The sequence below is a fragment of the Nocardia sp. NPDC004582 genome, from assembly GCF_053602115.1.
This window is the reverse complement of sequence record NZ_JBSGCY010000205.1, coordinates 1-8,621: the sequence shown is the minus strand read 5'-3', so window position 1 is coordinate 8,621 and position 8,621 is coordinate 1. Positions and strand designations below refer to the sequence as shown.

Below are 8,621 nucleotides of genomic sequence, written 5' to 3'. Positions count from 1 at the left end.
CGCGACGAGCTGTTCGCGGCGGATCCGCTGATCGGCGTTCAGGACGGATTGCCCGCGCTCGCCCGCGATCACTACAACCGGCTCACCGTGCGGGCCCTCTACGACCACGCCGCGCCCGGCATGGCCGTCACCCCCGGACTGCGCGCCACCGCGCACGCCACGGTGCTCGGCTGCTCCCTGGACGCGGGCTTCGAGGACGTGGTACGCGTCGTCGAGTTCCTGCCCGAGGGCTGCGCGCCCTACGACGAGCTGCCCACCGCCATCGCGCCGTGCCCGCCCGGCCCCGACGCGCGGCTCGCGGAAGCCTTGGAGGACACCGCGCATCAGCTGCTGGTGACGCTCCCCCAGGTGCCCGAGACGGCCGTCTTCGACATCCTCACCCGTCGTCCGCCCCGGCTGCGCAGCGGCGCCGCGCTGCCCGAGGTGTTCGGCGACCACGCCGCCGCCGTCACCGCGGCCGTGCTGGATCTCGACAATTCCTATGCGGCCGTGCAGGGTCCGCCCGGTACCGGCAAGACCCTCACCACCGCGCGCGCCGTGGAACGCCTCGTCACCCGCTACAAGTGGCGGGTCGGGGTGGTGGCCCGCACGCACCGGGCGGTCGAGCACCTGCTCGACGCCGTCGTCGAGGTGGGCGTGCTCCCGGAACTGGTGGCCAAGGCCGACAGCCGCGCGGTGGCCCCGGAGTGGCTGCCCATCGAGGCGTCCCGCTATCCGCGCTTCCTCGACAATGCCGTGAACGGCTGTGTGGTGGGCGGACTCTCGGGCGATTTCACCGATCCCGAACGCATCGCGCGCGACAGCCTGGACCTGCTGGTCATCGTGGACGCCGGAAAGTTCCCGCTGGCCGAGGCGGCCGCGGTCGCGGTGTGCGCGCACAACCTGCTGCTGGTCGGCGACCCCGCGCCGCCGACCGCGCACGGCACCCATCCCGAACCCATCGCCGAATCCGTCCTCGGGCGGCTGCTCGGCGCGCACCGCACCCTGCCCGCCGCCTACGGCTACTTCCTGGACCGCACCTGGCGCATGCATCCGCGCATGTGCGGGCCGGTGTCACGGCTGCGCTACGACAATCGGCTGCGCTCCAACGAAACCGTCACCCTGGCACGCGAACTCGACGGCATCCCGCCCGGCGTGCGCACGGTCGCGGTGGAGCATCACGGCAACGGCACCGAATCCGCCGAGGAGGCGCGCGAGATCGTGCGCCAGGTGCGGACACTGCTCGGCCTGCCCTGGCACACCGGGGCGGTCACCCGCCGCCTGCACCCGCACGACATCCTCGTGGTGGCCCCGTATCACGCGCAGGTGGCGCGCATCCGAACCCTGTTGTCGCGGGCCAAGATCGAGGACGTGCTGGTCGGCACGCCCGACCACTTCCAGGGCCGCGAGGCCGCGGTGGTGCTGGTCTCGATGACCACTTCCGCGCCCGAGGACGCCCCGCACGGCATCGGGGCGCTGCTGTCGCGGCACTGGCTGACCAGCGCCATCTCGCGGGCCATGTGGTCGGCGATCATCGTGCGCTCGCCGCTGCTGACCGAATTCCTCCCCGCCACCACGGCCGAACTGTCCGACCTGGCCGCGGTCCTGCAACTCGACCGGGTCTGACACCGCGCCACCGAGTTCCCCCCGACTGCCGGAACTCGGTGCCGCACTCGGGATCAGCCGAAGTTGTGGCCTTCGCCGCGGTAGGTCGGCACGGTGGTGCGGCCGCCGTCGGCGTCGACGAGATGGACCTCGTTGAACCGCTCGCACAGCTCGCCCGCCTTGGCGTGCCGGAACCAGACGCGATCGCCGATCCGCAGCCCGTCCGCACCCGTCAGCGGGGTCTGCACCTCGCCCGCGCCCTCGGTGCCGATGAGCTTCAAACCCAAGGGCCACACCGGTTTCGGCACCCGTGACGCGCCCGCGGGACCGGAGGCGATGTAGCCGCCGGAGAACACGGTGGCGATCCCGGGCGCGGGCCGGCGCAGCACGGGGGCGGCGAAATACATGGACGGGCGCGGGGCCAGATTGCGGTAGCCGTCGAACAGGGTCGGCAGGTACAGACCCGAACCGGCGGTCACCTCGGTGACGTCCGGGTCGGTGATGGAGACCTCGATGGAGCCGGTGCCGCCGCTGTTGACCAGCTCCAGTTCACCGGCCACCGACCGCACCGCGTCCAGCACCTGGCGGCGGCGCTTGCCGATCTCGGTGGCGGAGGCCCACTTCACCAGGCGCACAGCCGGATTGGTGTCGGGCAGGCCCGCGATCTGGGCCTCGTAGGTCATCACGCCGACCAGCCGGAAACCACGGGAGCGGGTTTCGGTCGCCAGCTTCGCGGCCTGGTCGGGGGTACGGATCGGAGAACGGCGCACGCCCAGGTGCAGCGGGCCGATGCGCAGGGAGGCGTCGACATCCAGACACACACGGGGAGCGGTCTTTTCGCCGACCGCGGCGCGGATGAGGTCCAGCTGGTCGGTGTCGTCGACCATGAGGGTGATGGAGTCGAGCAGCAGCGGATCGGCGGCGAGTTCGGCCAGCGCGTGCCGGTCGGCGGTGGGATAGCCGAGCAGGACGTCGCGCGCGCCCTCGCGGACCAGCCAGATCGCTTCGCGCAGCGAGTAACCCATGATGCCGGCGAAGCCGCCGGACGCGGTGAGCTTGTCGCCCAGCACTTCCTCGAGCACCGCGCGGCAGCGCACGGATTTACTGGCCACCCGGATCGGCACGCCGCGGGCGCGGCGCACCAGGTCGGCGGCATTGGCGCGCAGGGCGGTGAGGTCGACCGCGGCCAGCGGTGGTTCCAGGTCGGCGGTGGCCGCGTGCAGCCCGCTGATCGGCGACGAATCGGTCACCAGATCATTCGACCACGAACCTGGTCACTCGTCCAGCACAAAGTTGGGCAGGCATCCCCGAGCGGTCGGAGGAGATCCTCAGAGGTCGACGGCCTTGGTGGACAGGTACGAGACCAGGTCGTCCAGCACGACCAGCGAGATCTCGTCATCGCAGTCGGCCAGCCAGCGCAACACCATGCCCTGGATGACGGCCAGCAGGTAGGCGGCGATGGCGTCGACCGGTTCCAGCCACTGGGTGCCCGACCGGCGGGCGCACAGATCCAGGAACTCGGTCACATCGGCGTCCAGTTCCCGGAACATCGCCGTGGCGATCGGATCCGGCACGCAGCCGGTCTGGTTCTCCCAGCGCCGCCGCAGCACCGACAGGGTCGACTCATAGGCCCGCAACTGCCGGTCGGGTGACGATTTCAGGATCGGCCACAGCGTGCTGACGCCCGCGTGCAGCAGAACTCGAAGCGCACGATTACCGCTGAAATCGAGCGACCCGGCCGCGGCCTCGATGGCCTCGGTCATGGCCGGACGAAGTCCGACCTGGGTGATTTCTCCACTTGCGCTCAACGACGACTCCCTTTGGCGAAAAGACTCGCGCACCTCAGCCTGCGCGGCTCGCTCAACGGGCTGCAGATCAGCTTCGATCATCGGCCAGTACGCCGACGTACCCGTTCAACGGGTACCGATGGTACGTCGTTTACTGTCCTTGCGACCAGCTTTGATAGCTGAATACGTACCTCAGGATTGTTTTGTTACCTGATTGAAACGGGCCCGCGATCAATTGGGAATGATCAATTTGAACGATCGCCAGGTAAAGCCGTTGTTTGGACCAATCGGTATTTTATGGTGGTATGCGCGACACACATAGTGGATGTGCGCGAACCCACACCCATCGACGTATTTCCGGGCCCCCGATCGCCGCGGACGAGTCCCGCTCACCGATAGATCGCCGTCCACGAGTCCCACTCACCGATAGCCTGAGCTCGTGACCTCTGCGCGCTACGACCAATTCCTGATCTCCGGCACCTTCAACTTCCGTGATCTGGGCGGAGCACGGACCGTGGGCGGATCCACCGTCAAAGAAGGCGTCCTGCTGCGGTCCGCCCAGCTCAGCCGAATCGACGACGCCGGTGTCGACACCCTGCGCGGACTGGGCGTCACCGACGTCCACGACCTGCGCGGGCACGCCGAGATCGAGTACATCGGACACGACGTCCTCCCCGACGGCGTGCGGCTGCGGGTCACGCCCTTCGACTCCCGCATGGGCCAGACCCCGCCGCACGAGGCGCGCGACCAGGCCACCGCCCAGGCCCACATGCTCGAGGTCTACCGGCAGTTCCCGGCGCTGCCCGAGGCCCACGTCGCCATCAAGTCGCTGGCCGACTCCACGCTCACCGGCACCGCGCTGGTGCACTGCGCCGCCGGCAAGGACCGCACCGGCTGGGCGGTGGCCACGCTGCTGCGCGCGGTCGGGGTCACCGAGGACGACGTGTTCGCCGACTACCTGCTCAGCAATGACGCGGTGCCGGTGCTGCGCTCGTTCATGACCGCGGAGTCCGACAAGGACGTCTCCGACGACTTGCTCGGCGTCCGCACCGAATACCTGGAGTGCGCCACCACCTCGATGCACGCCCTCTACGGCGGCCTCGACGGCTACCTCACCGAGATCGGCATCACCATCGAGATCCGCGACGCCCTGCACGCCCGCCTGCTGGGCTGAGCGCACCCGTCAGCCGACACGGCGGACCAGGCCGTCGGCGGCGATGCTGACCTGGTTCCCGGTGTGGAACCAGGGCCCGGTGAAACGCGATTCGGTGGTCTGCGGGTCGTTCCAGTACCGCGGGCTGACATTCGGCCCGCGGCACAGCAATTCGCCGCACCCGGCGTCCGCGCGCGGGCCCCACAACGCGAGTTCGGTTCCGCCGAAGGCGAATCCGAGGGTGTCGCGGGCGCTGTCGTGGTCGTCGAGGTCCAGGGCGGTGTCGTCGCGGGCCAGGCCGATGCCGGAGGTCTCGGTCGCGCCCCACACCGACCACTGCCGCGCGGCCGGGAAGACCTCGCGCAGGGTGTCGGCGACCGAGCCGGAGGCGGCGGTGGCGGCGGCCAGTTCGGCGCGGTGCCCGGCGCTGCACACCTGACGCACCTGCTCCACCCGCAGTCCGGCCAGGCCGGGCAGCAGTCCGGCGAAGATGCTGGGGGTCGCGGCCACCATGTCGATGCGTTCGGCCATGAGCGCCCGCGGCACCTGGGACCGGTCCGGGGTGAGCACCACCGTGCCGCCGACCGCGAAGGTGGGCAGCAGCTGATCCACACACCCGCTGGCGTGCGCGAGCGGCAGCAGCACCAGGTTGCGCAGGCCGTCGGTGGGCAGGTCCAGCGCGCCCACCACGGAACGGATTGCGGAGAGCAGGTTCTCGTTGGTCAGCTCCACCCCGCGCGGGGCGGTGTCCGGGCCCGGGCTGGTGTAGGAGAGCAGCGCCAGCTCGCCCAGGGACGCGCCGTCGTCGATGAAGGCCGCGCCGTCGGGCAGGGCCGCGGCGAATCCCGCCGCGCTGCCGCCGCCGTCCAGTACGAAGTCGGCGCAGGCGTCGCGAATCACGCGGTCCGCCACCGCGTCCGGGAGGCCGTCGTGGACCAGGACCGGGACCGCGCCGGAGAGCAGCGCGCCCAGGAAGGCCTGCACCCAGCGGGCGCCGACGGGCATGCGGACCGCGACCCGGTCGCCGTAGCCGATGCCGTGCTCCTGCAGCCCGCCCGCGATACGGGAGGCCGAGTACCAGAGCTCGCGGTAGGTGAGCCGGGGGCCGCCGATCTCGACGACGGCCTCGCGGGCGGCGAAATTGTGGACCTGGATGTCGAGTAGCTCGGTCAGTGCGGGGGTGAGGTTCCCGTAGCGCAGGATGCCGTCGGCGGCGCGCGCAAGCGGGTTGTCACACCAGCCGTTTCGCGTGTGCGGGTATTCCACGAGTAACTGCGACATCGTCCCTCCGAGTGCCTCGAAGCCCTGCCAGGCATGAGTGACTATATGATGCAGATCACAGGAGTGGGCGGATTGTCGGCAAACGGATGTCAGGCTTTGACCCCACGGAAACAGATCGGCGTCCTGCCTAACTCCGGTTCCCCCAATCGAGCCTGCGGAAACGTCGGATTTGGGATGTCGTTCACGACAAGGCATCCGGATTGGCCATCGGACGGTCTCGTGTCACCCCCAATCCGACACCATCGCAGGTAGCGGGCTTGACACGCCCGGGCGAATTCGACACGCCCGAGCGTGCGCGATCGGTGGGACCGGCCCGGGCCTATTTGCCCGTGTACGTGGCCTTTCCGGGGCCGACCTCCAGGAAGCTGCGCACCGCGCCCTTCAGGTCCGCGGTGCCGAAAAGTTGCCCGGAGACCTCCGGCGTCACCGAATCCGCGTGGGCGACACCGCCGGAGCGCCAGGCCTCGATGATCGTCTTGGTGGCCGCGTGCGCGCGGGTCGGGCCCTCGGCGAGGCGGGCCAGCAGCGCGCGGGCGGCGGCGTCCACGTCCTCGTGCACGGCGTTGACCACACCCCAATCGGCCAGGGTGGCGGCGTCGTAGAGGTCACCGGTCATGACGAACTCGCGCGCCCGGCCCGAACCGGCCCGCTCGGCCAGCCGCTGCGGGCCGCCCATCGACGGGGTCAGGCCCACCACGGTCTCGACCAGGCCGAACTTGGCCTTGGGAGCGGCCAGGATGATGTCGCAGGCCAGCGACATCTCGAAGGCCGCGGTCAGGGTCAGCGAGTGCGCGGCGAAGACGACCGGGCACGGCAGCGCCTCGAGCGGGTGGATGATGCGCGCGAACAGGGTCTGCCACAGCTGCGCGCCCTCCTCCTCGGACAGCCCGTCGAAGACGTGCACGTCCACGCCACCCGACACCAGCTTGCCGTCGGCGCGGATGAGCAGCGCACGGGGCGGATTCGCCGACAGCTCCTCGATATCCGTGGCGAGGGTGTCCATCAGCGCCTTGTCGAAGAGGTTCAGCGGCGGATGGTCGATGGTGAGGATGGCTGCGTCCGCGCCGCCGTCGGTGACGATGCGCTCCAGGCGGGTGGGCTTCGAGTCGGTCATGCCCTGAATGTATGCGGCCGCTTACTTTCGCGACAGAGCGGAACGGACAATTTCGCCGGGGCAACTACCCTGAACCGGTGACCACCTCGAAATCCGAGCCGGGGACTTACGTCGAGCCCGGCGAATTCAAGCGGGACACGAACTACATCGACACGCGGATCACCGCGGACGGGCGGGACGGGTATCCGGTCGAGCCGGGCCGGTACCGGCTGGTCGCGGCGCGGGCGTGCCCGTGGGCCAATCGCACGCTGATCGTGCGGCGGCTGCTCGGGCTCGAATCGGTGCTGTCCCTGGGGCTGTGCGGGCCCACGCACGACAAGCGCAGCTGGACCTTCGACCTGGATCCTGGCGAGGTGGATCCGGTCCTGGGCATCCACTTCCTGCGGGACGCGTACTTCAAGCGGTTCCCCGACTATCCACGCGGCATCACCGTGCCCGCCGTCGTGGACGAGCGCACCGGCGCGGTGGTCACCAACGACTACGCGCAGATCACCCTGGACTTCTCCACCGAGTGGACCGAGTTCCACCGGCCCGGCGCGCCCGACCTGTACCCGGAAGCTCTACGCGCGGAGATGGATCCGGTCATGCGCCGGATCTACACCGAGGTCAACAACGGCGTGTACCGGTGCGGCTTCGCCGGCGACCAGCAGGCCTACGACGCCGCCTACGACCGGCTGTTCACCGCGCTCGACTGGCTCACCGAACGCCTCGCCACCCAGCGGTATCTGATGGGCGACACCATCACCGAGGCCGATGTGCGGCTGTTCACGACGCTGGCCCGCTTCGACCCGGTGTACCACGGCCACTTCAAGACCAATCGGCAGAAGCTCACCGAGATGCCGGTGCTGTGGGCGTACGCCCGCGACCTGTTCCAGACCCCGGGCTTCGGCGACACCGTCGACTTCGTGCAGATCAAGCAGCACTACTACATCGTGCACACCGACATCAATCCGACGCGGGTCGTGCCCAAGGGCCCCGAACTCGGCGACTGGCTGACCCCGCACGGCCGGGAAGCCCTGGGCGGCACGCCGTTCGGCGACGGCACCCCGCCGCCTCCGCCCGTGGCGGCCGAGCGGGTGCCGGCCGGGCACGGCGCGGTCTGACCGCTCACTCCCCCGCCGTGCCCCGGTAGGTGCCGAAGCTCCAGTAGACCCCTTCGGGGTCGCGGCAGACGAAACCCCGTGATTCGTATTCGGTTTCGTCGCGCAGTTCGCGGGTGATGGTCGCGCCCGCCGCCCGCGCCCGCTCGTACAGCGCGTCGATCTCGTCGAGGGCGATGTACACCGAGCCGGCGCCGGGCGGCTGGCAGGCCAGCGCCATGCCCTCGCGCACCCCGCCGAGCATGATCGCGCCGCCGCCCGGCCAGGCCAGTTCGGCGTGTTCGACGGTGTCGCCCGAGTCGTAGCGGGCGGTGGTCTCGAAGCCGAAGGCGGCTTCCAGGAACGTGATCGCGGCCGCGGCGTCGCGGTAGACCAGGGCCGGCCAGACGACGACGGCGGTCTGTACAGGATTCGTGGTTTCGCTCATGGGCACTAGCCTCCGACCTCGGCCGCCAGTTGGTCTTGGACGAATGGGAACTCCTCGTGCTCCCGCCACACCGACGGGGGCATGCCCGCCAGCTCCCGCCACTCACGGGCCATGTGCGCCTGGTCGTAGTACCCGGCCGCGGCCGCCACCGCGGCCAGCGGCGGCGCGACCGGCG

General features: G+C 70.1%; 8 protein-coding genes. 3 read left to right on the top strand and 5 right to left on the bottom strand.

Going from position 1 to position 8,621, the window contains the following annotated elements:
- On the top strand, window positions 1–1,605 hold a 1,605-nt coding region (locus ACWELJ_RS31950), incomplete at its 5' end, for a DEAD/DEAH box helicase (RefSeq protein WP_452369805.1).
- A 53-nt stretch (window positions 1,606–1,658) separates the two neighbouring features.
- Here ACWELJ_RS31950 and ACWELJ_RS31945 read toward each other — a convergent pair.
- Together ACWELJ_RS31945 and ACWELJ_RS31940 are read right to left on the bottom strand one after the other, a co-directional pair.
- The gene (locus tag ACWELJ_RS31945) at window positions 1,659–2,834 is read right to left on the bottom strand and encodes an amino acid deaminase/aldolase (RefSeq protein ID WP_452369804.1); all 1,176 of its coding nucleotides are present in this window, start codon (window positions 2,832–2,834) and stop codon (window positions 1,659–1,661) included.
- A gap of 78 nt (window positions 2,835–2,912) precedes the next feature.
- Window positions 2,913–3,392, bottom strand: coding sequence for a TetR family transcriptional regulator (locus ACWELJ_RS31940; RefSeq protein ID WP_357283428.1), 480 nt, complete (start codon window positions 3,390–3,392; stop codon window positions 2,913–2,915).
- 418 nt (window positions 3,393–3,810) lie between these two features.
- On the opposite strand from ACWELJ_RS31940, the gene ACWELJ_RS31935 reads away from it, so the two are divergent.
- Window positions 3,811–4,545, top strand: a complete 735-nt coding sequence (locus tag ACWELJ_RS31935; RefSeq protein ID WP_452369803.1) for a tyrosine-protein phosphatase — start codon at window positions 3,811–3,813, stop codon at window positions 4,543–4,545.
- 9 nt (window positions 4,546–4,554) lie between these two features.
- Here ACWELJ_RS31935 and ACWELJ_RS31930 read toward each other — a convergent pair whose 3' ends face one another.
- Window positions 4,555–5,805: a class I adenylate-forming enzyme family protein gene (locus ACWELJ_RS31930; RefSeq protein ID WP_452369802.1), complete on the bottom strand. Its 1,251-nt coding sequence runs from the start codon at window positions 5,803–5,805 to the stop codon at window positions 4,555–4,557.
- A gap of 319 nt (window positions 5,806–6,124) precedes the next feature.
- Window positions 6,125–6,919, bottom strand: a complete 795-nt coding sequence (locus tag ACWELJ_RS31925; RefSeq protein ID WP_452369801.1) for an enoyl-CoA hydratase/isomerase family protein — start codon at window positions 6,917–6,919, stop codon at window positions 6,125–6,127.
- 77 nt (window positions 6,920–6,996) lie between these two features.
- On the opposite strand from ACWELJ_RS31925, the gene ACWELJ_RS31920 reads away from it, so the two are divergent.
- Complete coding sequence (locus ACWELJ_RS31920) at window positions 6,997–8,022, top strand: glutathione S-transferase family protein (protein WP_452369800.1); 1,026 nt, start codon at window positions 6,997–6,999, stop codon at window positions 8,020–8,022.
- 4 nt (window positions 8,023–8,026) lie between these two features.
- Here ACWELJ_RS31920 and ACWELJ_RS31915 read toward each other — a convergent pair whose 3' ends face one another.
- A complete protein-coding gene (locus tag ACWELJ_RS31915) occupies window positions 8,027–8,446 on the bottom strand; it encodes a VOC family protein (RefSeq protein ID WP_452369799.1) in 420 nt (139 codons plus the stop codon).
- Window positions 8,447–8,621: the final 175 nt, after the last annotated feature.